The 24,489-nt window shown below is 70.2% G+C and carries 31 protein-coding genes; 7 read left to right on the plus strand and 24 right to left on the minus strand.

Translation table 11 applies throughout. The features are described from left to right. The first annotated feature begins 106 nt into the window (after positions 1-106). Positions 107-1,603: a hypothetical protein gene (locus tag DRB89_RS31380; protein WP_239516418.1), complete on the plus strand. Its 1,497-nt coding sequence runs from the start codon at positions 107-109 to the stop codon at positions 1,601-1,603. Here DRB89_RS31380 and DRB89_RS31385 read toward each other — a convergent pair. From DRB89_RS31385 to DRB89_RS31460, 16 genes are all read right to left on the minus strand, one after another. Then, positions 1,600-2,511 carry a SpaA isopeptide-forming pilin-related protein gene (locus DRB89_RS31385; protein WP_112463504.1) on the minus strand — a complete coding sequence of 304 codons (912 nt, stop codon included), beginning with the start codon at positions 2,509-2,511 and terminating at the stop codon, positions 1,600-1,602. The genes DRB89_RS31380 and DRB89_RS31385 overlap by 4 nt on opposite strands. Before the next feature lie 56 nt (positions 2,512-2,567). Next, complete coding sequence (locus DRB89_RS31390; RefSeq protein WP_112451632.1) at positions 2,568-3,404, minus strand: hypothetical protein; 837 nt, start codon at positions 3,402-3,404, stop codon at positions 2,568-2,570. Between the two features lie 15 nt (positions 3,405-3,419). Beyond that, entirely contained in the window at positions 3,420-4,295 is an 876-nt protein-coding gene (locus DRB89_RS31395) for a DUF317 domain-containing protein (RefSeq protein WP_112451631.1), read from the minus strand. Then, positions 4,292-5,569, minus strand: a complete 1,278-nt coding sequence (locus tag DRB89_RS31400; RefSeq protein WP_204357864.1) for an ATP-grasp domain-containing protein — start codon at positions 5,567-5,569, stop codon at positions 4,292-4,294. Before DRB89_RS31400 ends, DRB89_RS31395 begins: the two co-directional genes overlap by 4 nt. 56 nt (positions 5,570-5,625) lie before the next feature. Continuing rightward, positions 5,626-6,042, minus strand: a complete 417-nt coding sequence (locus tag DRB89_RS31405) for a hypothetical protein (RefSeq protein ID WP_112451630.1) — start codon at positions 6,040-6,042, stop codon at positions 5,626-5,628. A gap of 35 nt (positions 6,043-6,077) precedes the next feature. Beyond that, entirely contained in the window at positions 6,078-7,340 is a 1,263-nt protein-coding gene (locus DRB89_RS31410) for an MFS transporter (protein ID WP_112451629.1), read from the minus strand. Positions 7,341-7,348: 8 nt separating this feature from the next. Beyond that, positions 7,349-7,864 (minus strand): hypothetical protein, encoded by a 516-nt coding sequence (locus DRB89_RS31415; RefSeq protein WP_112451628.1) that lies wholly within the window; start codon positions 7,862-7,864, stop codon positions 7,349-7,351. Beyond that, a complete protein-coding gene (locus DRB89_RS31420; RefSeq protein ID WP_112451627.1) occupies positions 7,861-8,376 on the minus strand; it encodes a hypothetical protein in 516 nt (171 codons plus the stop codon). Before DRB89_RS31420 ends, DRB89_RS31415 begins: the two co-directional genes overlap by 4 nt. Beyond that, entirely contained in the window at positions 8,373-9,242 is an 870-nt protein-coding gene (locus tag DRB89_RS31425) for a winged helix-turn-helix transcriptional regulator (RefSeq protein WP_112451626.1), read from the minus strand. Before DRB89_RS31425 ends, DRB89_RS31420 begins: the two co-directional genes overlap by 4 nt. A gap of 33 nt (positions 9,243-9,275) precedes the next feature. Next, positions 9,276-9,683, minus strand: coding sequence for a hypothetical protein (locus DRB89_RS31430; RefSeq protein ID WP_112451625.1), 408 nt, complete (start codon positions 9,681-9,683; stop codon positions 9,276-9,278). Next, positions 9,684-10,136 carry a hypothetical protein gene (locus tag DRB89_RS31435; protein ID WP_112451624.1) on the minus strand — a complete coding sequence of 151 codons (453 nt, stop codon included), beginning with the start codon at positions 10,134-10,136 and terminating at the stop codon, positions 9,684-9,686. Continuing rightward, positions 10,133-10,585, minus strand: coding sequence for a hypothetical protein (locus DRB89_RS31440; protein ID WP_112451623.1), 453 nt, complete (start codon positions 10,583-10,585; stop codon positions 10,133-10,135). The genes DRB89_RS31435 and DRB89_RS31440 overlap by 4 nt, the downstream gene beginning before the upstream one ends. A 148-nt stretch (positions 10,586-10,733) precedes the next feature. Continuing rightward, positions 10,734-11,444, minus strand: a complete 711-nt coding sequence (locus DRB89_RS31445) for a hypothetical protein (RefSeq protein WP_112451622.1) — start codon at positions 11,442-11,444, stop codon at positions 10,734-10,736. 30 nt (positions 11,445-11,474) lie between these two features. Then, on the minus strand, positions 11,475-12,170 hold the full coding sequence (locus DRB89_RS31450) for a hypothetical protein (RefSeq protein WP_112451621.1): 696 nt from the start codon (positions 12,168-12,170) through the stop codon (positions 11,475-11,477). Further along, positions 12,167-12,679, minus strand: a complete 513-nt coding sequence (locus DRB89_RS31455) for a GNAT family N-acetyltransferase (RefSeq protein ID WP_239516419.1) — start codon at positions 12,677-12,679, stop codon at positions 12,167-12,169. The genes DRB89_RS31450 and DRB89_RS31455 overlap by 4 nt, the downstream gene beginning before the upstream one ends. After that, positions 12,664-13,284 carry a DUF3631 domain-containing protein gene (locus tag DRB89_RS31460; RefSeq protein WP_112451620.1) on the minus strand — a complete coding sequence of 207 codons (621 nt, stop codon included), beginning with the start codon at positions 13,282-13,284 and terminating at the stop codon, positions 12,664-12,666. The genes DRB89_RS31455 and DRB89_RS31460 overlap by 16 nt, the downstream gene beginning before the upstream one ends. 72 nt (positions 13,285-13,356) lie before the next feature. Here DRB89_RS31460 and DRB89_RS31465 point away from each other — a divergent pair, with 72 nt between their 5' ends. After that, positions 13,357-13,611 carry an LPXTG cell wall anchor domain-containing protein gene (locus DRB89_RS31465; protein WP_239516420.1) on the plus strand — a complete coding sequence of 85 codons (255 nt, stop codon included), beginning with the start codon at positions 13,357-13,359 and terminating at the stop codon, positions 13,609-13,611. Between the two features lie 124 nt (positions 13,612-13,735). Here the strand turns inward: DRB89_RS31465 and DRB89_RS31470 are convergent, their stop codons facing one another. Next, the gene (locus DRB89_RS31470; RefSeq protein ID WP_162688806.1) at positions 13,736-14,692 is read right to left on the minus strand and encodes a hypothetical protein; all 957 of its coding nucleotides are present in this window, start codon (positions 14,690-14,692) and stop codon (positions 13,736-13,738) included. Between the two features lie 281 nt (positions 14,693-14,973). On the opposite strand from DRB89_RS31470, the gene DRB89_RS31475 reads away from it, so the two are divergent. Next, entirely contained in the window at positions 14,974-15,291 is a 318-nt protein-coding gene (locus tag DRB89_RS31475) for a DUF6087 family protein (RefSeq protein WP_112451407.1), read from the plus strand. Between the two features lie 11 nt (positions 15,292-15,302). Here the strand turns inward: DRB89_RS31475 and DRB89_RS31480 are convergent, their stop codons facing one another. Together DRB89_RS31480 and DRB89_RS31485 are read right to left on the minus strand one after the other, a co-directional pair. Beyond that, complete coding sequence (locus DRB89_RS31480) at positions 15,303-16,331, minus strand: hypothetical protein (protein WP_112451408.1); 1,029 nt, start codon at positions 16,329-16,331, stop codon at positions 15,303-15,305. A 189-nt stretch (positions 16,332-16,520) separates the two neighbouring features. After that, a complete protein-coding gene (locus tag DRB89_RS31485; protein WP_112451409.1) occupies positions 16,521-16,991 on the minus strand; it encodes a hypothetical protein in 471 nt (156 codons plus the stop codon). A 301-nt stretch (positions 16,992-17,292) separates the two neighbouring features. Between DRB89_RS31485 and DRB89_RS31490 the strand changes: the two genes are divergently transcribed. The 4 genes from DRB89_RS31490 to DRB89_RS31505 all read left to right on the plus strand — a co-directional run bounded on the left by DRB89_RS31490 (position 17,293) and on the right by DRB89_RS31505 (position 19,779). Next, positions 17,293-17,655: a DUF317 domain-containing protein gene (locus tag DRB89_RS31490; RefSeq protein ID WP_112453886.1), complete on the plus strand. Its 363-nt coding sequence runs from the start codon at positions 17,293-17,295 to the stop codon at positions 17,653-17,655. Positions 17,656-17,707: 52 nt separating this feature from the next. Further along, the gene (locus DRB89_RS31495) at positions 17,708-18,001 is read left to right on the plus strand and encodes a hypothetical protein (RefSeq protein ID WP_112453888.1); all 294 of its coding nucleotides are present in this window, start codon (positions 17,708-17,710) and stop codon (positions 17,999-18,001) included. 24 nt (positions 18,002-18,025) lie between these two features. Next, the gene (locus tag DRB89_RS31500) at positions 18,026-18,772 is read left to right on the plus strand and encodes a DUF317 domain-containing protein (RefSeq protein WP_112451410.1); all 747 of its coding nucleotides are present in this window, start codon (positions 18,026-18,028) and stop codon (positions 18,770-18,772) included. Positions 18,773-18,870: 98 nt separating this feature from the next. Then, positions 18,871-19,779, plus strand: coding sequence for a hypothetical protein (locus tag DRB89_RS31505; RefSeq protein ID WP_112451411.1), 909 nt, complete (start codon positions 18,871-18,873; stop codon positions 19,777-19,779). A gap of 243 nt (positions 19,780-20,022) precedes the next feature. Here DRB89_RS31505 and DRB89_RS31510 read toward each other — a convergent pair whose 3' ends face one another. The 5 genes from DRB89_RS31510 to DRB89_RS31530 form a co-directional block, all read right to left on the minus strand. Next, on the minus strand, positions 20,023-20,715 hold the full coding sequence (locus DRB89_RS31510; RefSeq protein ID WP_112451412.1) for a hypothetical protein: 693 nt from the start codon (positions 20,713-20,715) through the stop codon (positions 20,023-20,025). Positions 20,716-20,799: 84 nt separating this feature from the next. Continuing rightward, positions 20,800-21,222 carry a hypothetical protein gene (locus tag DRB89_RS31515; protein ID WP_112451413.1) on the minus strand — a complete coding sequence of 141 codons (423 nt, stop codon included), beginning with the start codon at positions 21,220-21,222 and terminating at the stop codon, positions 20,800-20,802. An 80-nt stretch (positions 21,223-21,302) separates the two neighbouring features. Beyond that, positions 21,303-23,039, minus strand: a complete 1,737-nt coding sequence (locus DRB89_RS31520) for a mobilization protein (protein ID WP_239516421.1) — start codon at positions 23,037-23,039, stop codon at positions 21,303-21,305. Continuing rightward, a complete protein-coding gene (locus tag DRB89_RS45120) occupies positions 23,036-23,662 on the minus strand; it encodes a hypothetical protein (protein ID WP_239516422.1) in 627 nt (208 codons plus the stop codon). Before DRB89_RS45120 ends, DRB89_RS31520 begins: the two co-directional genes overlap by 4 nt. A gap of 148 nt (positions 23,663-23,810) precedes the next feature. After that, positions 23,811-24,002, minus strand: coding sequence for a hypothetical protein (locus DRB89_RS31530; protein WP_112451414.1), 192 nt, complete (start codon positions 24,000-24,002; stop codon positions 23,811-23,813). Positions 24,003-24,489: the final 487 nt, after the last annotated feature.

Here is a 24,489-nt window from a genome sequence, read left to right on the forward strand (position 1 = left end):
CGGGCCGGAGGCCGGCGTGACTGAGCCGTCCGCAGGCTGGGTACACACCCGGGCAGGCCGACGTCGGGGGGCGTGCATGAAACGGGCATGGCAAGTGGGGCTACCCGTGCTGCTCGCGGGTCTCTTCCTCTGGTGGGCCTCGTACTTCACCACCATCGTGATCTGGGAGTTCCGCAAGATCCTGTCCTGGCTGGCCGTACCGCTGCTGGGGGTCGTCGCCGTCACCGCGGTGTGGCTGCTGGTGAAGCGACTCCGCGGGAAGGGGCGCGATGCCCGCCGGAGCGGCGGAGGCGGCGCGGCGGTCGCCCTGGGCTGGCTGTGCGGGGTCCTCGGGCTGGGCGTCACGATCTGGTGGCTGGTGTACGGCGCGTACCTCCAGGACCGGGAGTACATGCGGGACGTACGGATCGTGGCGGAGGCCGTGCCCGAACTGGCGGCCAGGGCGCCCTACGTGGTCGGCAAAGCGCAGGCCGCTCCGCACCTGGGCGATGTCACCGGCGAGATCTCCGACATCACCTACCTGCCGGACTCGGACCGGTTCGCGACCCTCGTCGAACGGCGCGGCTGGCTGTCCGGATACGAGGTCGGCCTCGTGCAGGACATTCCGCTCGGCGGCAACAGCCGTACGCAGGAACGCTGTTCCTTCGACGTGGACGTGGCCGATGCGAGGATCGGCGGCTGGTTCAACCACAACCTCGGCCGGAAGATCTCGGCGCAGAAGCGCTGGCTGCGCTTCGACGCCGGCGACGCCTACGTCACCTGCTCGGGCGGCACCCCGACCGTGGTCGTCCCGCTGAAGCGCCAGACCGGGACGCTGGTGGTGACCGAGCGGCCCGCCGGACTCGCGCTCTACGACGGCCGGACCGGCAAGCTCACGATCACGACCGACACGGCCGCGGTCCCCGGCCCGTCCTATCCGCTGAGCCTCGCGGCCCGGCAGCGGGAGGGCACCGCGGCGGTCGGCAGCTTCTCCGACTGGTGGTTCGAGCGCAGTGGCTGGGACGAGTCCGAGGACGGCGCCAACGAGGGCAACGAGTCGGAGTTCACCCTGAAGTACCGGGACACGAGCGGCCGCAGCGCGTACGTCACCCCCCTCACCCCGCAGGGGGAGGCCCGCTCGGTCGTGGCCGTGTCCACGGTGCCGACGCGCCACCAGGGCGCCGGGCTGGCGCCGATGACCGTCCACCGGCTCAGTCCGACGTGGTCGTCGCCGAAGGCGCTCGTCGCGCTGATCAAGGCCGAGTACCGGGACGTCTGCTGCTACAACGACGACAGGGTCTTCGAGCTCGTTCCCACCGGCGGCAGCACCTGGACCGCCACGGTCGGCAGCGAACAGAACATCCGCTACCGGGTGGAGGGCAGGGGCCAGGTGGACGGCCGCGAGGCGACGTGCCTGAAGGCGGCCGACGGCGCGCTCATCCGGTGCGCGTACGCGGCACCCGGCTCACCGGAGGAGCGCGAACTCCAGCGTCGGGAGGAGGAGAAGAAACAGAAGCCCGGGAACCCGGCGGACCCGGGCGACCTCACCGGCTACACCCCGGACCAGCTGGCAGACCTCCAGCGCCGCGTCTCCGAGGAGATGCTCCGCCGCCTGAAGGGCTAGGGGGTGTCCTGGCGGGCGGTGGTTGACGCCCACGCCTGGGTGAGGGCGGTGAAGGCGAGGGCCGCCGCGCTCTGGTAGGCGGTTTCGCGGCGCAGCAGGGTCACGGCGCGCGCGGGGAGGGCGGGGTCCAAGCCCGCCGACCTCACGGTCACCAAAACCGACAAGACCAGCGGCAAGCCGCTCGCCGGAGCCGTCATCAACATCACCTCGGCCAGCGGCGTCGGGGTGGCGGGCGGCTGAGTCGGCTGTTCCTTCTTGGTGTTGGTGAAGGCGGCGGTGGCCGGGGCGCCGGGCTTGGCCGTGATCTTCACCGGAGCGGAGTTCAGCTGGTAGCCCTCGGGTGCCTTGGTCTCGGTGGCGGTGTAGACGGTGCCGGCGCGGGCCGCGACGGGGAGCTTGGTGCTGGCAGTGCCGTCCTTGCCGGTGGTCAGGGTGACGGGCCTGCCGTCGCCGCTGGCCGAGGTGATGTTGATGACGGCTCCGGCGAGCGGCTTGCCGCTGGTCTTGTCGGTTTTGGTGACCGTGAGGTCGGCGGGCTTGAAGTGGTCGATGATCGTGAGCTTCACGGCCTGGCCCGGGGTGATGATGACGTCCTGGTCCGGAGCGAGGTCGTGGATCGGGCTGCCGGTGGAGGTCTCCTTGACCCGCCAGACGCCAGGGGCGACGTCCTCGAAGCGAAGGATGCCCTCCGCGTTGGTCTTGCCGGTCAGGGCCTTGGTCCCGTTGAGGGTGTCCAGCAGGGAGAACTCGGCGCCGGCGAGGAGGGCTCCGTCGGGGTCATTCTTGGTGATTTCAACGGTGCCGGGCTGCGGCTCGGGGGCGTTTGCGAAGGCGGTCGGGGCCCAGATCAGGGTGCTGGTGGCCAGAGTCGTCGCGGCAACGGTGGCTGCGGTTCGGTGGGCGCGCATGAAGAAGGGGTCTCCTGGGTCAGGGAATGGTGGTGGGGTCACCCGAGGGGCGGGAGTCAGCGGCTGCGGGCTGGCGTCTGGGCCGGCGCCGGGGCAGGGACGGAGCGTGCGGGAGGGGCGCTTGTGCTCGGGGCGGTGGGTGTGGCGGCATGCCGCTGCCAGGCCGCATGGGCGATGGCGCGTTGCTGGTCCATCGGCATGCTGGCGATGCGTGTGAGGGCGTCGGCGGTTTCGGGGCCGAGTGGGCGTCCCGTGAGCTGGATGACGGCCTCGGCCTCGGCGACCATTCCCTGGTCCAGACGCAAGCCGAGCATGTCCCGCACGTAGTAGCGGGCATTGAGCAGGGAGTCAGTGATGGGTACGTCGTCGTAGGTGCCGCCGTCGACCAGGGCGAGGACATGTTCCGTCGCTTCGTGGAGGCGGGTGAGCGTGACGGTGTCGGTCGCCCACAACTCCTCGTGCCAGCGCTCGGCCCAGGGGCTGCGCTCGGCGAAGCCCGCAGGTGTTATGAGGGCGGGCCAGGAGACCTGGACGAAGTCCACGATCACCGTGCGCAACCCGGTGAGGTCGGCGCCGGCCCAGGGAGGTGGGCCGTCCTTGTGCCAGTCACGTATGACCCCGTGGCCGGTGCCGGGTCCGCGTTCGGCGTCGCGGCGAGTGAACGTGCCGTGCTCGGCGAAGCTCAGGTGCACGGTGTCGAGGGTGCCGTTCTCGGCGTGGATGAGTGTCAGGCGCAGGCCGCCGTATTCACGGTCCCTGATGGTGCGGGCGAACTCGATGCGCAGGCGGATCGGCGAGGCGGTCGGGGTGGCGTAATAGACGTCACCGACGACGGTGCCGAAGGGGAAGGGGAGTTCGAGCCTGTCGAAGAACTCCTTGGCGTGCAGGGACACGGGCTGTTCCTTGGGTCAACGGCGCGCTGAGCGGCCGGCGGGCGGCGTGGCTGCGGCTGGCCGGGTGGCGGTGGTCCAGCGCGGCACGCTGTGCGTGGTGATCACCGGGGGCTGGCGCTGGATGCGCTGGACATCCAGCGGGGTCGGGGCTGGCGCCTTCGGTGGGGCGAGCGGGGCGAGCTGCGCCAGGGCGGCGAGTTCGGGGGCGAGGAGCTCGCGGTAGCGCAGGACGGGTGCCGGGTCGAGCAGGGCCTTCGCGGTGGCCGCGATCAGGTGGGCGGGCGTGCTGGAGGTGAACCGGGCCTCTGCTCGGTTCCAGCCGGAGGGTCCGGCCCACAGCAGGACCGTCTCGTCGTCGAGGGCTTCGCTGCCGACATTGATGGACACGCCCGCGGTGCCGTCCGGGGCCGTGATCTCGACGAAGGGCCCGGAGGTGCGGCTGCTGCGGCCGCCGCCGCCGAGAGTGACCGATCCCGGAAGCCGCTGGTGCTTCCATCCCACGTCGAGCAGCGGCTGGACCCGCGCTGCCCAGTATGGGGAGGGGGCCTCGGTGAAGGGATCTTGGTCCTTACGTGCTTCCCAGTCGCGTTCGAGCGCGGAGGTGAAGGCGGCGACGATCTCGGCGGGGAAGACGTCGTTGAAGGTCGCCGCCCATCGCGTCGGGGACGAAGCGTCCTCGCTGGCGGAGATCTTGTAAACGTCGAAGTCGTCGCCGTACCAACCGATACGGATCCGCTGGTCGGGTGAGGTGATCAGCATCTGACAGGGGCCGTCCTCCAGGTGGACGGCCGGCCAGTGCTTCACGGGGACGAAGGCTGCGTCGCCGCACCAGTCGGATCCCGCGAGGTAGCGCGGGGAGACGTATACGTCGCCTTCCGGGGTGTACGTCACGCGGCACCTTCCGTCCGGGCGGCGGGCTGCACGGTGAGAGTGACGTGCCGCGCGGTCTCGGCGAGACGTTCCTCGACCTCCGCGGCGTCGTAGCCGGTGACGACGTACAGCCCGACGCGGGCGACATCGACGTCGCCCTCCGGCGGCAGGGCGACCTGTTGGCCCGGGGAGAGGATCCAGCTGGCCTGCTCCAGCCAGTCGGTGTCATCGAAGAACGCCGGGTCGATGCCTCGCTCGACGAGGGTGCCGGAGACCTCGGGGTAGAGGAGGGCGACGGCCGCGGCCTGCCTCCTGGTGGGGGTCAGGTCGGGCTGGACGCCGAGGGCGAGGTCGGCGGCAGCGCGCGGCAGGTCGATGCCGGTGGCGAGCAGGACGAGCTTGCCGATCAGATCGCCGCCGATCCGGCCGTTGACTTCGATGATCCGCGGGCCCGTGCTGGTGAGTCGCATCTCGACGTGCTGGATGCCGGTGGTGAGTCCGAGGGCGGCGACGGCTGCCTGGGCGACGGGGCCGACGCGGCGGAGCAGGGGGTCGGCGGCGTCCACGGTGTGGCCGACTTCTTCGAAGTAGGGGGCGAAGGCGAGCTGCTTGCGGGTGACGGCGACCGGGGTGGTGACTCCGCGGTGGGTGACGCACTCGACGGATATCTCTTCGCCGTCGAGGTACTCCTCGACCAGGACGTCGGTGGACTCGCCGCCCCAAAGGCTCGCACCTTCGGTCGCGAACTCGAAGCCGGCGGGGAGTTCTTCGGCTCGGTCCACGCGGATGACGCCGACGCTGCCGGCCTGCCCGGCCGGTTTGACGACGACGGGGTAGCCGATGAACTCGGCGGCGAGGGCAGCCTCCAGCAGGTTGGCGGTCTTCAGCGACCGGGCGGACGGTACCCGGTAGTGGTCGAAGAGTTCACGGCTGGTGGCCTTGTTCCGGCACCCGTGGAGGATGTCCGGCGCGTCGGTTGCCACACCGAGGTGCTGCGCGAGTTCCGCGGTGTTGACCAGCAGCATCTCGTTCCAGGTGAGGACGGCCGAGATCGGACGGCGCGCGGCCAGGGCCTCCCCCGCTGCCAGGAGGGCCTGGATGTCGTACGGGTCGGTGACCTCGTAGTCGACCACGAGCGGCTTCTCCCAGGTGAGTGGAGCCGGGGTGATGACGACGGTGTCGTAGGCGGCGGCGACGGATCGCAGGCAGTAGCCGCGGTACAGCTCGTCGTTCGGCGCGACGACCAGAACAACGGGGCGGCTGGTAGAGGTGCGGGGGGTCTTGGACGGGGGCAAGGGTGAAGTGCCTTTCGGGTCGGACGGGGGGCGTGGCTCGCGAGTACGGGACGGGTTCAGCAACGGCGGGCGGCACCCTCTGCTGGGACCACAGACGGGTTCCGGGGCACGGGGGCCGCGGTCGTGGACAGTGGCTGCCTGCGGGACGGCGACCGGGGGAACGTCGTCTCCTTGGCCAGGGCCGACAGCGGTGCCAGCTGGTCTGCTGCCTGTCCGAGGGCGTCTTGGACTTCGAAGGGGAGCGGTCCCTCGTAGAGGGCGGGGCCGGTGGTGCCCGACCAGTGGGATATGGCGCGGAGCAGGTGCTGGATGTCGGTGACGAGGCCGTCTTGGGCCAGCAGGGTCTGTGCCAGGGCGGTGGTGTCGGCGGTGGGCAGGGTGTCGAAGCGGTCGGTGAGCAGGCGTACGAGGCTTCCTGCTGCGGCTGCTTGGTCCGCGTGGAGTGAGGAGCTGGCCGAGGGGTGCGGGGGCATGGGTCTCCCTGGTCGGGTGAGCGGGGATGGGGAGGTCAGGGCCGCTTGTGTGCGGGAGCGCGGTGGCGCATGGCGGGTTCCTGGCGCAGGCGCCAGAACGCGGCGAGGAGGCCGATGGCCTGGAGGGCTGCGCAGCCGGTCAGGACGTGTCCGAGCGCCGCTGCGGGCGTAAGGGCGACGAGGATTCCGGCGAGCGGGAACGGGGCGAGCATGATCAGGATGGTGATGCTGAGGGTGGCGCCGAAGACCCGTTCGGGGATGAGGTGGGAGCGCAGGGTGCGCAGCACGACGGTCATGCCGCCTTCGCCAGCCATCAGTACGGCGGTCAGGACCAGGAGCTGCTGGTACGTGTCGGCCTGGGAGACGGCGAGGCCGGCCAGGGCTGCGACCACCGCGCTGGCGGCCCCTGTGGGCCAGAGGCCGACGCGGTCGATGGCGTAGCGGCAGCAGGCGACTGTGACGAGGGAGGCTGCGGCGGCGGCCGACCAGATGACGCCGACGGCGGCGCTGGAGTAGCCCAGGTGCTGCACGACGATGATCGGGGCGGCGGCCTGGAGCATGCCGGTGGCGAGGTTGGAGACGGTGAGGCCGGCGATCAGCCACGCGAGGGCCGGCAGCGAGACGAGGGTCGTCCATCCCGTACGCAGTCCGGTGAGCGCGGACGCGGCGGCGGGGACGAGGCGGGTCTCGCGGTGCCAGGGGGCCAGGGCGGCGCCCAGGAGAGAACAGGCGGCGATGGTGATCAGGGTGCCAGTGACGCCGGCCCAGTGCAGGAGGATCCCGGCGGCGGCCGGGCCGGCGAGGGTGGCGGTCTGGTCGATGCCCAGGAGAGCCGACTGCACCCGGTGGGCCCGATCCCCCGCGTCCTTGCTGGCCGCCGCCCCCGCGGTTTCAGCCGCGATGTAGGAGAACTCGGTGGCGACGCCGGTGATGGCGGCGAGCGCCATCACCGTGATCGTCTCTCCCGGCCCTCCGGCCTGGGTAGGCAGGATGACGGCAGCGGCGAGGACTACCAGGGCGCGCAGCACGGAGGCGATGCGGAAGACCCGCTTGGTTCCGTGCCGGTCGACCATCGTCCCGGCCAGGGAGAACGCCGCGAGGCGGGGGATCCACTCCAGCGCGAACGCGATGCCGGTGAGGGTGGCGGATCGGGTGGTGGCCAGCACGATCAGCGGGATGCCGTACGTCGTCATGGCGAACGCCCCAGCGTCAGCGGTACGCGGGAGGTAAATGCGGCGCAGCAGGGACAGCTGCGGGAGGAGGGCATGCCGTGGGCCGGCGATCACAAGATCGGTCATCGTCGCTTTCACGCAAGAAGACGCCCGCCGCGGCGAGCAGGACAGGAACGGTTCAGCGGCGCGGTGCGCGCGGCTTCGGCGGGTTCTGTGCCGGGGGGGGTCACGCCCAGAGCATTCGACGCAGTGGCCGGGGGGCTCGGCTCGGCTACAGCGTGCTGGTAGAGGGCCAGGAGCGTGTCGAGCTGACGGAACAGGGCGCCGCGCCTGATGGCGAACGCTTCGATACGGGCGGCTCCGTTGCCGAGGGGGCCTTCGGTCCAGCGGTGACCGCCCCAACGCATGTCACGGCCGCTGAGGGTCGCGTTCAGCGCTTCGACGCCGCGAGCCGCGTCCTCCAGGAGCTGCCGCTGCACGGTGTCAAGGCTCAAAGCCGTGTCCATCACGGCCATGACCGTGTGCTGCACATGATCGGGTGCTTCCTTCATCGCCGCGAAGGCCCAGACGTTCGGGTCCATGCCGACCACGCGCGCCACCTCGCTGGTCCCCAGATCGGCGATAGCCCCCGAGTACCGCGTGGTGCTCATGCGGCCAGCTCCATCTCGTCGCGGGAGGCACCGGTGAGCTGCGTGGCCAAGGTCGCCCCGTGGTCGCGGATCCACGAGGTGAGTGCCGTCTTGGGCTCGTCCAGGGACTCGTAGTCCAGCTCCGGTGCGTGCCCGGGACGGGGCTGGACCGAGCCGAGCAGGGCGAGCGTGGCCTGGACCCGTGTGACGAAGTCGCTGACGTCGCTGGGGTGGTGGTGGGTGCGGGCCCAGCGGGCCGCGGTGTCGTAGACATCGGCGAGCGCTTCTCCGGCCGGGGTGAGGTCCAGGCTCGGGATCCCGTCGTCGGAGGAGGCCTTCAGCAGGCCCAGCGCGCGCCCGACTGCGGAGGCCTGGCGCCGCTGCCAGGGGGAGAGACCAGTGAGGGTCCGGCTCAGGAGATGCCGGTGGAGCGGCCCGTTGTCGTCGATCTCGCTGATGATCCGGATGAGGCCCGGGTGGGACAGTGCGGCCGTGGCCGGTATCAGGGCGGCCTCGTGGGTGTCGGTGCTCATCGGGTACGCCCTCCAGTCGCCGCCGCGCCGACAGGGCGGATCACGGTGGTGGTGTGGGAGAAGAACAGTTCGCCCGCCTTCCATTGCGCACGGGGCTGGGTCGTCGGCACCGCCGGTGTACGTGGCTGCGTGGTGGCCCACATGGCCTGGCGGTCCCGGGGCTCCTCGGGCTTCGGCGCCCACACCGGGTGATTCGCGGCCTCGGTCAGCGGAGCGCCGGCGGCCCAGGCGGACAGCGCCTGGTAGACCGGGGCCAGATCCCGTCCGGCGGCAGTCAGTTCGACGCGGCCCTCGCTGTCCTTGGTGACGAGGAAGTCCTCGGCCAGGCGGTTGAGCGGCGCGTAGACGTTGGTCAGGTGCCGGTCGGGCATGGCGGTGGCGGCCAGGGCCTTGGCGCTGGATGTGCCGCGGATGCGCAGCGCCCACAGGATCGGGGTCGCCTGTCGGGGGCCGATCAGCGCGATCGTGTCCTCGATGTCCTGTGCGCGGGGCACGGCCTTGGATACACGGTGACCGGTCGCCGGATCCAGCACCATTTCCTTCTCCAGGTGCTTGCCGCCCCAGGCGGCGATCACGCCGAGGACCGGGAGCAGTTCGCGGCCGCGGGCGGACAGGTCGTACAGGACGTCCTGGGATTCGTACTCGGTTCGGTCGAGGAGGCCTGAGTCGACGAGCCTGACGAGCCGGGGGTGGAGCTGGCCGTCGGGGAGCCAGGGCAGGGCGCTCTTGATCTCCCGGTAGCGCATCGGCTTCTCGGACATGGTCAGCAGCACCCAGATGTTCCATCGCGGGGCCAGCATCTGCAGGCTCTGGGTGACTCGGGACAGGTCGGACGATATGGATTTGGGCAGGCCGGTGGTAGCCAAAGGGGGTGCTCCTGGAACGTGGTGAAAGGGGGGTCAGCGGGCGCGAGAGGCCGGGATGGCGGCCGGGACCGGTGGTGTGGCCGGGGCGGCGGGTGTGGTCTCCGGCGCGGGGGTGCGGTGCAGGCTCTGGAGCACTGCGGTGACGTGCCGGGCCTGGGTGTCGCGGACGGCAACGGCTTCACCGATCCGCCGGGCACAGTCGTGGATGTGGCCGGCGGTGAACCGGCTGGTCTCGCGCTCGGGGTGAGTTAGCTGCCGCAGGCGCTGGAGCTGGAAGTCGAGGTCGCGTTCGGCGAACTCGACTGCGGCGTGGGCGGACAGGAGCGCGGAGAGCATGTTCGGGTGGCTGGTGGAGTCGGCGTGCGCTTCGAGTTCGGCTCGTGGTCGGCCGTAGAGGGCTTCGATGTGCTCGGCGATCAGCCGGGAGGTGTCGTGGGGCAATCAGTGGCCTCTCGCACCGTGGACCGCGGGGTCCGCCGCGAGCGGCGGCACCCCGGGCACGGCAGTGGTGGTGATCTTGCGCGGGTTGAACCGCACCCTGCTCTCCGGCCGAGGCGCGCCTGGCGGGGGCATGCTCCGAAGAAGTTGCTCCAGGGCGCTGACGTACTGGGTGCGGGCGGAGAGTGCCGCGTCCATCCACTGCGCGTCGAAGCGCAGTTCGGAGGCGGACAGTGCGCCCATGTCCGCGTCGGGCGCGGTGTAGCGGTGCACGCGGTCACGGACGTGGGCAACCTGTTCCTCGGCCAGGGCGAGGAAGGAGCGCAGTTCGAGCGCGCGCTGCTCGGCTGGCGTGGCCGTTCCGGATGCCGCGGCGGCATAGAGATGGGCCAGGGGGGCACCGAAGACCTCTTCGAGGTACGCGTCCTGGCTCGTCGGCTTGGTCGAGGTGCTCATCGCATGCCTCCCCTGACCGGGAGGGAGGGCGCTGCGGCCGTACGTGCGACGGGCGTGGTCTCGATGGCGGGTCCCGTGCGGAGGGTCCCGCGCCAGGGTCCCGGCGTACGCCGGCCCGGGGCGTTGTCGTCGAGGAGGTGGCGGACGACCATGGCGCGGCCGTCCCGTACGGCGACCAGTGCGTTCACACGGTCGGCGAGGGCCATCACCGGGTCATCGAGCTCCCCGACGGGCGCCTGGTCGAGGGCGAGCACCAGGTCGTCCTCGGCCCGGGACAGCAGTACTTGGGCCTCTTCGAGGTGGCCGTACCAGCGGACCACCGTCGTCGCATCGGGATTCGCCTCGGGGACGGCCGCTACGGCGTCGCGCAGTTGGTGGAGTGGCATCTGGAAGCGGGCTTGGATCTGCTGGGTGAAGGCGGCCAGCACGTCGTCGAGGTCGTCGGGCATGGCGGACTCCTCTCCATGAGGTCATGGGGCGACAAGGCGAAAGGTGGGAAGTGGCCCGAAGTGGTTTGGTGGGCCCAGTTCCTAGGGTCCGGAGAATCCCCGGTTTGGCTGACCGGGGATGTGCTGCTATGTTCCGGCGCGCCCAGCCTCAACGGGCCCGGCCGCGGACCTGCGGCGGAGCGACCGGCGGGGCGGTGGGGCTTGTGGTCCGGGTGGACGGCGCGGCCGGCGGAAGCGGGGTGGAGCGGTCCTCCAACCAGTCCACGGCGGCTTCGTAGGTCTCAAAGGCGCCCTCGCGCAGCGTGTGGGTGTAGGCGTCGAGGTCGGCTTGCTCCAGCAGGACCCGGAAGGGCTTCTCCACCCTCTCGTCCAGCGCACGCAGGACCACGGTGACCTCGGGGCCGGTCGAGATGTCGCCGGTGTAGCTGCCGAGCAGGGCGAAGCGGTCGCCGTCTGTCGCGACCCGCTGTTGCAGGGCCACGGTGGCCGCGTCGGCGGGCTGGGTGCCCATCCCCGGGGGCAGGGCGATGGCCTCGGCCGGGCAGCCGCGCTTGATGAGCCAGGACTGGGCCATCGCCGGAAGCGGCAGCGTGGCGTGCTCGAAGCTGAACGACTTGGCTGTTATGTCTCGTTCGATGCGCAGCGCGATGAGCTGCGGTTCGCCGGGGATTCCCCAGGTGACAGCACCGTTGTGGATCACGTAGAAGCTTGCTCGGCCGTCGGGGCTGTGATGGGAGGCGAGTGTGGTCATGGACTCGTGCTCGGAGTCGATGTGATCCTCGAAGTCCTGCTCCACCGTGTCATTGGCGGGCTCGAAGCCGTCGAGGCGGAAGTCGGGCCGGCGGTCGGACTGCGGCATTCAACTCATTTCGTGAGGCGGGGGGGCAGGTCAGCGGGACCGGGCCGAAGGCGCCGGCCAGGCCCCCGCACGGGGCGCGGGCACGGACGGAGCCGAAGGACGGGCGGTGCCGGTCACAGTCGTGCGGCCGATCTCCGTGAGCGAGACGGGCTGTCCGGCGTGGAGGGGATGGGAGGTGTCGCGTACCACCAGTCGGGCCTTTTCGAGCCGTTGGAAGACCGGGTGGGCGATCCGTGCTCCGGAGGCCGTCACGACGGACATGCGGCCGGTCTGCAGGTGCTGATGGAGTTTGGCGCCCTGGCTGATGGCGAGGAGCGCGGCGAACTCGTGGGCGATCAGGTCCGCACCTGTCGTCGCGGAGGCCGTCGTATGGGCGGACTCCAGCGGCTCCAGCACGGCGACCATCTGTTCCTGGCGGGCATCACGTACCGCGGTGGCCTCCTTGAGCTGGACGACGGTCCGGTCAATGCGGCTGAAGAGAGCTTGATCAAAGGGCAGTTCGCCCGAGGCGAGGCGCTGGAGCAGGACCCGGTAGAAGGTGACGCCTCGCTCGGCATCGGAGAGGGAGCGGTGGGCTTCGGCGAGACGGCCAAGCGGCTCGTCGAGCAGGCCGCGGTCGTGGTAGGTCCACAGCAGGTCGACGGTATGACCGGTGGCCAGCTCGACGCGGTGGTCAAGGTTGGTCAGGGCCTTCGCCTGCGGCGTGTTGGACGGCAGGGAGATCACCTCCTTCGAGTGAGCCGGGAAGCCGTCGAGTCGGTGGCGGACAGCGGCACGCGGACGTCGAGGCGCGTGCCCTCTCGGATCTCGGTGGAGTGGCCGAGGTGCCGGACCAGGCCGAGCATCGGCAGGTTCGACGCCTCGGTGTACACGGAGAGGGTGTGCGCGCCTTGGGAACGGGCGTGGGTGACGGCGTGCCGGGCGACGGCGAGACCGATGCCGCGGCGCTGGTAGGCGTCGGCGACTTGCAGGCCGAGGTCGAAGACTCCGGGTTGTCGGCTGAGGGGTCCGGCCGAGCCGAGGGCGACCACCTTGTCGGCGGCAAGCAGAGCGATCCAACAGCTGGAGTGGTGCAGCAACCGCTCGATGTCGCGGCGGGTGATCTGGGCTCGGCCCCAGCGGCGGTACAGGGCCTGCGCTGAGCAGCTGCGGTGGAACGTCTCGATGAGCGGCCAGTCCGCGATGGTCGCCGTCCGAATGCGGGTGGCCGTGGTGGTGTTCAGCAGCTGGTGCACACGCCCATGGAGGTGAAGAGGGCGTCGAGCTGGTAGGACTTGCGGCGCCGGCCGTCCGGCAGGGTGATGTCGCGGGTCCGCAGGCCGTGCGGGGCCAGGAGCTCGGCGAGCCGGGCCTGGGTGAGATCGCTGTATCGCCAGTGCTTCCCGGCGATGCCCGGCAGGTCTCGAAGAGCATCGACGAGGTCGGCGGAGGCCACGGCATACGGGTCGCCGAGCTGGGCGAACACTCCGAGGCAGGCTTCGAGCAGGTCGCCCGGCCGTTCCGGATCCTGGCAGCACTCCTCGTCCCGTTCCAGACCGCAGGGCACGCAGGGCTCGGCCTCGGCTGCGTCCTCCGCGCAGCAGCAGTCGGTGGACAGGAGAAGTGACAGCTGGTAGCCAGCGATGAAGCGCTCGGCCAGGGCGTCGATGCACGCCTCCAGCTGCTGGGCGGTTCCCTTGCCGGCCTCGATCGCGGTGGCGATGTCGGTCAGCAGGCGCCGGTCGAGGTTCTGGACGTCGGTGTAGGCATCCAGGATGGCCCGGTGCCGGGGGTTTGCCTCAAGCGGTGTGGCGCCGAGGAGGTTGATGGCGAAGCTGTCGAGGAAGTTGGGGAAGGGCATCAACGGGTGGGACCTTTCGGGGTGGGGGGAAGCGCGGGCTGGGGAAAGACAGGCTACTACCAGCCCGGCAACGTGGACGCACTCGTGATGCGCCTCTCCGATACCGCCACCTCCCAGCCCCCGACCAGCTCCGCGGCCCCGACCCCGGAGCAGACCACCTCCAGCGCATCCTCGCCCGCTCCCACGGGCTCCCTCGCCCAGACCGGCGCGGACGCCACCGGATGGCTGCTGGCCGGGGCAGGAGTCCTGATCGCCGCGGGCGGCGGTGCGCTGTTCGCCGTACGCCGACGCCGCAACGCGGTCGAGGATGACCAGACCACCGGCTGACCGGACCACCACCCAGAACTGATCACTAACGCCAAGAGGCCCCAGGAACCGAGCACGACCGGTTCCTGGGGCCTCTTGGCGTCTCCGCGACGGGCTGCTGCTTGAACCCGGGCCCTTGCCCGGATCAGCCTGGGCTGCCTCGAAAGCGTCGGGGCCGAGACCCAGTGACGTTTGCCGGGTCGAGCTCGGGGTGCGGTGCCTGGCCGGGCATGGGGTCCTGCTGGGTGAACGGCGGAAGATCCCCCGCAGTCCGCCCGGGGGCGGGAGGAATGGCGGGCGCACTCAGCCTGTCCCAAACGCTGGGGACCAGCACCCTGTTCTCTCCGTAGTGCACCTTGATGCTGTCCTGGCGCGTCGTGCGCATCCACAACGGAGCCCCAATCAGGATGCGGCTGACGCCCGCCAATTCCGGGTCTCCGCGGAGGTTCCAGCGGCTCGGCGTGAGCGTCACATCCTTGTAGATGACGGCCACGTACTCAGTCGCGTCGAACCCCATAATCGTGTAGCCGCGGGTTTCGGGACGCCCCTGGTGATCAGCCGGGTCGCCGTAGATGCCCTGCGTCAGCGAGACCTTGAGGATCTCCCGAGCGGCCTCCTCGTCGTCGAGCGAATACGCCGGTCCCCTCCTGGCGCTCACCCCCGCGCCCCTGCGGGCCAGGAACTCCTCGATCAACGGAGCATTCGACGAGGTCCATCCGCCGGCAGAGTCTTCCTCCGGGACGTCGTAACCCTTCAGGTTCTTCAGGCTCCCGAACAGGCAGAGGTCGACACGGCGGCCCTGCTGAGTGACGGTCTGCATGTGGGTCAGGGCGGTCCGCCCCGGGAGGCGGTGCTCGGGAAACCCCCACCGCTGGAACTCCGCCACCTCGGCCCAGCCCGCTCCCTGAACGTACTGCCCGGAAGTCGGGGCGTCGAAGTCCGTGACGATGGACCTGCGGAGCTTCTTCTTCAGCTTCTCGGCAATGTCGAAGGTGGTGTTCTCGCGATCCCGGCCGGCGAGATTGATGCCGTTGCCCGCCAGACCAAGATTCAAGGCGGGCTTGATGCGATGGTCCAGTCGAATCCCGTTGTCGTCGATCACCTCACCGACGAGCCTTTCGGACCAGTAGACGTATCTGCCTACAGGCTTGGGCAAGGCTGACCTCCGCAGGAAAGCAGGCCCGGCTACGGACGCGAGGCCACTGACACAGCAAGACGATCGACAGACAGCACTAGTTCCCGACTGTCACCCATTCCAGTGACCCCCATACCACTCGGTAAAGTTGGGCCCTCCGAATTGGAGCCACCTCCTTCGGTCCCGGGAGAAGGGGGGCGGCCTGCTGTCCGACTTCGGTAGGGTGCTGCCCTCACGGAGGTACGACCATGAACGACGAACCATTCGAGCGCTGGTTCGCCCGCCGACAGGCGCGCTTACGCCAGCCAGGTCAGCTCAGGGCCATCACCCTCGGCGTTGGTCCGCAGCGGGCCGCCCACATCGATCCCGACGCCCCGCGCATGATCGTGGAGTGGGACGGTTTCGACTGGCAGGCGGTCATGGTCGTGGACAACTACGCGGCGGCCTGTCTCGTCCTCACCCCGTCCGAGGGCAGGGCCGCCGACCAGACCGAGACCACCGGTCCCGTCACGGGACGCAACCCTTTGGCTCCGGGCACCGGACGTCACCGCAAGCCCAGGCCCTGAACCATGCCAAGCTACCGGGCTGCCGAAGGTACGTACGGTTGATCAAGTACCCAGGAGGCAGCAAGGTCCTGGCATGCCATTTCCCGGGCATCCGTCAGCTCGCCACTGACTACTCCGGCCGCCGTCACCCATCCGTACTTGAACCCACGGCCGTAGCCCATGTGGGTGGGGACCACGCCGAATGTCCAGCCGAGGAGTGGCCGGTCGGCGTTCTCCCCGAGCACCGGGATCATGTCGAAGGCGCGACGGTAGACAGCCCGCGCCCGCTCCCGAGCTTGGTCGTCCTGCCAGTGCTCCGCAGGCCCAGAAAGGTGCTCCAGCAGGGCGGCTGCCGCGACCCCCTCGTCTTGGTATGTCCGGCGGCCCACCGCATTGCCGGTGGTCACCCACGACGCCTGTAGGAGGGTTTCGGGGCTGGTGTGGTACGTCCACCCCACCAGTTGTCCACCCGGATCCTCCACCGGACGGAAGATATGCGCGCCGGGGTGGACGTGTGCGACAGCAAGTCGCGCCGTCTCCGTGGCGGCCAGCTCCTCGCGGCGCGCAAGACGAAGGGCTTCGGCAGCCTCCTCGCGTGAGGCGTAGCGGGGTGTTTCGGTCTGGGCGTCGGCGGAAACCCAGCCGAACTCCCTGTCGTAGATCCCGTACACCCACCCCGCGGTCTGGCCATCGTCCGTCGTTTCCTGGCAATCGTGGCCGCGGTCCCGGTGAATGCGGGCGGCCGCCAACAGCGCGGCGCCTCGGATTTGAAACGCGATCCGATCGGGCAGATCGTCACCCGGAACAGGCGGCCTGACAGGGGCGGGAACGCTGACTGACAGGGGAGTGCGATCCCTCGCCCCGTGCTCCGCCACCCACTCCAGCCGCCCGAGGTGAGTCACGACGGCCAGGCCTTCACGTTCCAGTTCTTCGAAGGCCCGCCGGTCGATCCCTGCGCTGGAGTGCACCGCGCCGAGCCGATCATGCAGCGCGTGCCAAGCCTTCCTCGCGCGCGGAGACAACTTCACGGGCGGACGAAAGTCCGTGCTGGCACGGGTCATGGCGAAGGTCCTCCCAGGACAGTAGGCGGCGCGCTGACGGGTTCGAGGCGCGCTATGTCAGCCCGCGCCGGTGACGGGCTGCATCCCCGCGTACGCGGGGCTACTGGGAGGCCGGCTGTTCTCCAGGAGCAAGTCTGCCCTCCTTGGCCATCCCAGCTCTACCTTTTCCTCGAGTGAGCGACCGAGGCCTCAGATGGCTGGATAGGGCCTCGGGTGGCCCAACCGCTCGTACTCCACAGCCTTCGCGTCGACTTCTTCCAGCGCGCGGACACGCCCAAGGGCCTGCAGCGCCATGACCGTGGTGCAGACCGCGACAGCGTGTACCTGGTCTGGTAGCGCCAGATCCCCCAGTGCGGCAGTAAGCCTCGTCTCCTGCGCCGCGACTCGGCGGACAGCCACCGACGTGGCTAACTCGTTCTCCATGGGCGACAGGGCTGCCACAACATCCAGGTGGCGCACCGCCATCGTTGGCTCGCCCAACCTGTCGAATAACTCGTCGTGTTCGAGGACCAGCCAAGCGCGTACCCGCTCTAGCCGACCGGTGTCCAGACCCGAGAGGCAGGCCTCGACCTGGAGCCGGTTCTGGGAGAGGTAGGCGCGAGTCAGGTCGGTTGCCCGCCACACCGCATCGACCATCCAAGGGTCAGCGGATTCCGTCATGGCCTCCTTCTAGCGGAATTTGGGGAGGCGGTACGGGATAATCGTCCCGTCTTACCACTATCGATGTCGCAGCGGGCATGTAAGACCGGTCGTCCTGGCGGCTCTTCCTGCCGAGGACAGCTTCGGAGTTAACGTTAGAAAGTGTGCAGAATGGTATGGGGCCGACCTTCACCGGAGCGTAGTGAAGTGCCAGTTCGCCTGGGGCAGACAAGAAAGAAGCCCAAAAGACTGGTGCAACGCCGCAACGGATGTCAACGTGGACACCTTCCCAAGAAACCGCAGGTCAGAGAGGTGTCTGTCGTTGGCCGTGGACACAGCGAAGCCCGGATTCTCCACCACGATCGAGGCCCTGCGACTGCGTACCTGGCGGCTTGGGCCGGGACAGCCAGCCAAGGTGATAGACCAGTTCACCGACGAGGACTTTAAACTCGTCGTGGACGACCGGGCCGATGTGCACATCAACTCGCGCGACGGCCGTTTCTACCTGGGCTGGTTCCCCACCGGACGCCCCGGCACAGATAGCGACGGCTGGGTAATTGCCGTCACGGGCACAGCTGCCGTCCCCGGATATCGCGTCACCTTCGACACCGAGACCCCCGCCCAAGTCGTAGCCGCAGTGGTGGCTGAGGTCATAGTCACTTCCGCGCCCGTACGCTCGCACTGAACTTCTCCCCGCGTGCGCTTGGCACGAACGTCGCGCACGCGTCCTGTTGACGATGAAGGAGCCCACTTTGGCACCGGAGTACACCATCGGCGAGATTATCGACCGACTCTCCGAGTTCGACCGCGATGCCATCCTCAGGATGGCCATCAACCCGCTCTTCCCGATGGAGCACACGGCAGGCTCCATCGTCAGCGCCGTGGACCCGCAGGGCCGGACCGTCGTGTACCTCGCCGAGAGCGGCGAGCAGCTCGGCCCCTTGCCCAAGCCTGCAGCCGTTGAACTGGCCTGGCACGAGCCAGTCGAAGCTCCGTCCCGCCGGCGCCGAGGTGCCACCGGAAACCTGTAGCCCGTTCCACCGCTCCGTACTGCCTTGGAGGCGCCCCTGAACCCCCGCTCTTCCCGCTACCCGTCCACCCCCGACCCGGGCCCGTCCTACTGGGTCTCTCCCCGCCACCTCGCCGGTGATGACGGCGTCCTCGCCGACCGGATCGGCGACACCCTCGCTGAGGCCGGCTGGGCGAGCTGGACGACCGCCCGCAGCACGTTGCTCTACCTGAGCCCGAACGGGCTGAGTGGCGCCGAATGGATCCGTACCGACAACGCCTTCCTGCTCGGCGGACTGCCCGTGGCCTGGCAGGTCTCCGCGCGTCCTCACCGCGACAGCGCCTTGGCTGAGTGGAACGCGTACTTCACCCCCGACACCCCGCACGAGGCCGTCGCGGACTTCCTCCTCGCTGTCGAGGCCCGTACGGATCCCGCCGTCAACTACTGCGGCCCGGAGTCCGTCATGACGGCGTTGACGGCCATGGGCTGGCCCCGCGATTTCGACCAGCCGGAGACCACCGCCTGGGACGCAGGGATGTCGGCGGGCTTCACCCGAGGGCCGCTGCCGGCGGGGATCCAGGACGGGGACCCGCGCCCGGACCTTGAGGGGTGGCAGGCGTGGGCCGAGCCGGTCCTTGGCTCCCCCTACCTCTGGTGCGCGACCTTCAGTGCCAGCACCCCTCACGACCTGGTCGCGGCCTTCGCCGCCTCGATCGCCTCTCCCGCCCCGGTGCGGCGTCGAGTCCTTCCGGAACTCGCTGCGGGACGTCTTACCTTCAGCCTTCCCGGCTGACCTCTCTGCGCTGCACCGTAACGGGCTGCCGTCCGGCCATCTCCAGGCCGGCGGCAGCTCCTTCGGCATGTCCAGTTCCCTGCCACCCAGGAGGCCCCTTGCCCCACACCCTGATCCGACTTTCCACTGGCCGCACCAACGGCGTCGCCCACTACGGCCTGATGTTCGGCGACGCCGAGTTCCTGACGGCCTGTGCGACGCACTCGCCCGACCTCGCCCCGATCGGCGACCACACAGCCCACCAGACCTGCCAGAGCTGCACGAGGGCCATCTTGGTGCTCATGACCCTGCCCTACTCCGGCGAGCTGGAGGCCAGGCCCGCATGCGGTGCGGGAAGGAGCGCGGCCGCCCACCGCCCGATCCCCGGCCACCTCCTCGGCTACTGCGGCAAGGCCCTGGACTACCGCCGTACCTCCGGCAAGCGGGCCTGCGCCAACTGCGCACACCTCACCAAGACCCTGGACGCGCTCCGCCGGCGAGCGGGCGAACTCGTCCTGCCCGCGGCCGAGCCGTGTCATAGCGATGCCAGCATGCTGTGGACCCTGCCGGGCGGCGGTCGCTCTGGCGTGGGACACCGCCGCAATGGTGCCACCGGGCAGACGTACTGCGGTGAGCGGCAGCCGACCGTTCCGGCCGCCGGGTCCCACGAGTGCCCCGGCTGCTTGCGCCTGTGGGCGGAGGAGGAGACCGTCCGCCAGATGTACACCCTGCCCGAGATGCGTGGGCAGGCGGCAGTGTGGCGAGCTGATGTGCACGGCGCCTTCGAGGATCGGGCGTGGGTGCTGGAGCCGGGCGACCGGTACGCGATCTCTGGCTGCGATGAAGCCCACCACGTCGTCGCCGTCTCCCGGCGCCGCTACGACAGCCGCGTCGACCTCGTCGTCTATCTGTCCGGCGAGGACCGCGTCACCGATGCCCGTGTCCACGGCGACCGGCTCCTCCGTATCCAGCGGCCGTTCGACGACGGCAGCGCGACCGTACGGCCCGCCCAGCAACGGGAGGCGTAACGAGCCGCGATACGTCGGGGTGTCACGGAACTGGTCAGGGCACCCCGAGCACGGGGTGCCCCAACGTCAGGAACCCCCGGTAGCCAGTCAGGCCCGGTTCCCACTCCGCAAGGAGGAGGGAACCGGGCCTGTCGCGTATCCCGGGCCCTGTTCCTCCGGGCTCTGGGCGCCCAAGCAGCCCCCGAAATGCAGGTCGGCCCCGCCGTTCCTGGGGGAGCGGCGGGGCCGGGGCGCGTGGTGCGGTCAGCTTGCGGGGTGGGCCTTGGTGAGGGCCTTCTCCACGTGGGAGTCGACCAGGGCCGGTGATCCCGAGACGATCAGCAGGACGGCTCCGGAGCGGACGGCCGTCTGCTTGACGACGCTGTCCTGCCCGCCGGCGGTGAAGGTCAGCAGCTGGCTCCAGGCCTGGTCGCCCAGGGCGGGGGCGGCGAGCTTCTGCGTGGCGATCTTGATGGGCTTGCTGCCGACCACCACCTGGTAGACGGGGCAGCCGGTCATCGCGTCGAAGATCCGCTTCGTACCAGCGGCCAGCTTCGGCGCGGTATCGCTGTAGAGCTCCTCGGAGACTTCGGATCCGGTGTCGCCGCTGTAGAGGAAGGAAGCCTTCGCCTTGTTCGGGAAGTCCAGGCTCCCACCGGAGGCGGCGTCACCGCCCAGCTGTTCCAGCGCCGGACAGCCGATCACCGTCACGTCGTCGTGACGGGCGGGGGTCTCGGGCTTGAGTGCGTAGTCCTGACCGAGGTCGGCCTCGACGAGCAGGCGTCCGGCGAGCAAGGAGGAGGACAGGGGAGTGCTGGACGCCGAGGCGCTGGCCTTGGGCTGCCCCGACAGCTCCCCGAAGGGCGAGGTGGAACCTGCGGCGGTGCTGCTGGAGCAGCCGGATATGGCGAAGGAGGCCGCGATGGCCAAGCTGGTGGCGATGGCGCGCATGCGCATGTGAACCCCTGGGGTGGTCGATCGGGTCTGACGGCCGGGCCCCCGTGGGGCTCTCCTCCGGCGTTGCGGGTGGCAGGGGTTGGGTCAGTGGCCGAGAAAGCGCAGGCATTCCTCGTACGAGGCGTGCTGTGCGGTGATGGGCCCGCTGATCGTGTTGAACCAGGCCGCATCGAGGCGGGGCTCGACCTGCTGGTGGCCGGCCGGGCAGCGCAGCCACACACCATCGGTGGTGCTCGCGACGATCCACTTCCGGTACGCACCGCACTCGCTGCAGGCGCGGACTTCACCGTCGAGGACGAGCGGGCTGTCATGGGCCGTCAGCATCCCGGCCAGTTCCTCGCGCGTCGGCATGCGCAGGTCGGGCGGCAGGAAGTCGTCCACGACCGGCACGGGCCCCGGTCCTTGGTTCTCCGGTTCCAGCGGCGGCTCGACGTGCGCCGCACTCCACGCTTCCCACTGCTGCTGGGCTTCGAGTCGTTCTCGTCGTTCGCGATTGCGTCCGAACATGAGGTCCCCCCTCGTCCTTGTCCTGCCGGGCACCATAGATCGTGCACCACACCCCTGTCGTCGTTCCACTCTAAAATCTCTCAATGTCCACGGGCCCGGTTGCGTTCGTCCTGGCGGGTGTTCGCGGGGCCGTTCGTGTGCGAACGCGACGGCTGGGCGGTGGTGTTTCCGGGTAGCGGTGTCGCGGAGGCGTCGGCGGGGAGCCCGGCCAGACGGCGCAGCCGCCACACCAATACATCGCTGACCGAGGATGCGGTATCCAACTCCCTTCGCCCGGTGGCCTGCACGAGGAGTCCGGCCGGATCGTGGCCGGCCGCTTCAGCGTCGGCGAGGGTAGAGGCGAGCGCCGGCCACCCGGCCTCGGCCAGGACCTGCTCGGCGAGCTCCGGCACCGCTTGGCGCAGGACGGCGGCATGCCGCCGCTGGAGCGCGGGGGGCAGGAGGCGGCCCCGCTGGTGGAGTACGGCCATGGGGTGGCCGGCTGCGGCCTGGTAGGCGGCGCGCAGGTGTTCGGCGGCCTGGAGGGCAGCGGCGGCCTGCTGGGCGTGCTCTTTCCTGCCGTGCCAGGCCGCGGCGGCGGTGACGAGGAAGAACGCCATGTCGATCAGCATCGCGGTGCTCGCCCCGTCCTCCCCGCGGCCGAGCGCCGGCCCGCCGTGAACGAGGTCACGGGCGGCCTGGCGCAGGGCGCGGTCGTGCCCCCGTGCGGCTCGGACGTGGGAGCGCGAGGCCCGCTCGAACACGGAGGCGGCCTCGCCAAGTTGCTTGCGGGTGTGCGCGGCGGAGGTCTTGGCGAGTGCGTCCAGGACCTCGCCAGCCGCCGCGATGTGCGCGGAGATCACGCCGTCGTCGCCATCGTCGAACACCAGCACCGCCTGCCAGGCTGCGGTCGTTGCGGCCCGTCGTGCGGAGGCAGGCCCGGGCACCGAGCGCAGCGGAGCATCCGCGGTGACGCCTTCGCCGTCCGGCCCGGCCGCTACGGGGTCCGTCCAGCGCTCACGGATGCGTGGCAGGGAAAGGTCCGGGGCAAGCCGTGCGCCAGGGTAGAAGACCGGCTCACCCTTCTTGTTGCGGTCGTCGGGGAGCGCGACCTTGTACCCGAGGAGGTCACCGGACGGTGCGACCCGCTTGTGGACGAGCAGGCCGGCCGAGGCCAGGCGGTCGAAGAACTCACCCTCGCTCTGGGCGCCGGCGACCGCACGGCGCACGGTCTCGCGCAGTTCTTCCCGGGCAGTGCGCTCGCGGCCCTGGCGCTCGGCCTTGTGGCGTTCGGCGCTGGTGGGGCGCTGGGCGGCGGTCCCGTCCCCGGGCGCGACCTGGTGCAGGCCGAGTTCCTTCTCGATGAGGCGGCACTCGGCCTGGGCTCGCTTGCCGGAGCGGAAGTCGTCGGGGCGGCTGCCGTCCTCGCACACCAGGGTGGCGATGATGTGGATGTGGTCGTCCGCGTGCCGTACGGCGGCCCAGCGGCAGGCCGGCTCGCCGTCGCCAGGGTCGATGCCGGTGGCGGCCACGACCCGGCGGGCGATCTCGCCCCACTCCTCGTCGGACAGGATCCGGTCGCCCGCGGTGGCGCGCACGGAGGTGTGCCACACGTGCTTGGCGGGTCGGGCGTGCTCCGGGAGGGCCTCGACGGGCTGGTCGAGGAGCTGCTGGAGGTCCTTCAAGGTGGCTTTCGGATCCCGGCCGGGGTCGGGGGACATGCCGTCGAAGGACGCGACGAGGTGCGGGTCGGTGTGCTCCTCGTGCTTGCCCGGCCCGTACAGGTAGGCGAGGAGGCCGATGGTCCGCGAGCCGGGGTCGTTGACGCTGGGGATCACGACGTGCGCTGCGCGATCAGCTGTGCCGCGGCTTCGTGCACCGTCTCGGCGGCCCGCTGGACGGCGGAGAGCGCCGTGTCGAGCTGGGGGACGTCAGCACCGGAGTTCAAGGCCTTGGAGACCTGGTTCAGGTTGCTGCCGGCCCAGCCGAGCCTGCGCCGGCTATCGAACAGGGCGGTGATCACTTCGCGCTCGTCGGCGATCTCGGCGCTGGTGCGGTCGAGGTCACGGGCGGCGGCGAGAGCGGAGCGGGCGAGGAAACCGGCGACGGACAGATGGCATCGGGCGGCGGCGGACTTGATCAGCGAGAACTCTTCTTCGTTGAAGCGGGTATTGGGCTGGTGCAGTCGCTTTTTCTCTCGCGGCTGGCGCGGGCGCTGTCGGGCGCGGTCGGCGCGGTCACGGCGGCTGCGACGCTCGGACGGCTTCTCCTCCTGCCCTGACTTCGATCCGCCCCCGGTCGAAGACAGAAGGACCTGCGCCCCCTGGTGCAGGTCCTCTCCCGCCCCCTCGGGGGCGGGTGTGACGGAAGCTACGCTTCCGTCCCAACTTGCTCGCCGCGAGAGCGAGTTGTAGTCCGGCTGATCTGGAGCGGTGGTCGCACTGTTCGGCGGGTTCGTCATCGGGTTCGGGTCCTCGTGGAGCTGGTGCGGTCGGGGTTGCGGTGGGGCGTTCGGGAACCTGCTGCCCGAACGCTGGGCGGCCCGGCAAGGAGCCTGGGCCGCCCTGTGGAGTGCCTCAGGGGGCACCCTGTCTGCCGTTATGGGTGAGTCATCCGCATTCGGGGCAGTGCGTGTAGTGCCGTGTGAGGGCCTCGGCCATCCGCTGCTTGGTGCCGAGTGCGTTCCGGGCGCTGGTCTTCGACTGGGGCGTTCCCTGGTGGTGGGCGGCGTAGTTGCCGAGGTAGCGGATGTCGCGCTCGAAGTCGGTGCGGATGCGAGTGAAGCGGGGACAGGTCTTCATCGGGGGCTCCTCGTCTTGGTGTTGTCGTCGCGCAGTCGGGCGAGGACGGGGGTAAGGCGGTCGTTGCGGATGGGGATCTGCTGGGCGCGCATGATCGCTCGCAGCTGCACGCGGGTGACCGACTCGTTGCCGTCCCGTTCAAGTGCGGTCCGAACGTGGGGACGCAGTCGGTCGACGATCTCGTCCTCGGTGAGGCGGGAGCGGGACCGTGGTCCCGTTCCGGTGCGGGACCGGTCTGGGACGCGGTTCCCCGTCCCCCGCTTCGGTTTGGGGACCGGTCCCCGGCGCGGCTTCGCCGGCGGGTCCTCGGGGTCGGCGTTGCCCCGGTCCCCGTCACGGTCCCCGGCGTCGTCCTGGTCCCCATCCGGTGCAGGGTGGGGACGGGGACCGTCCGTCTCGGTCCCGGGGACCGTCCCTTTACGGTCCCCGGTCCCCGGGACCGAGACGGTGCGGTCGTGGCGGGGACGGTCCCCGCTGACGCCGTTGT

It is taken from the genome of Streptomyces sp. ICC4 (assembly GCF_003287915.1).
GTDB lineage: Bacteria > Actinomycetota > Actinomycetes > Streptomycetales > Streptomycetaceae > Streptomyces > Streptomyces tritrimontium.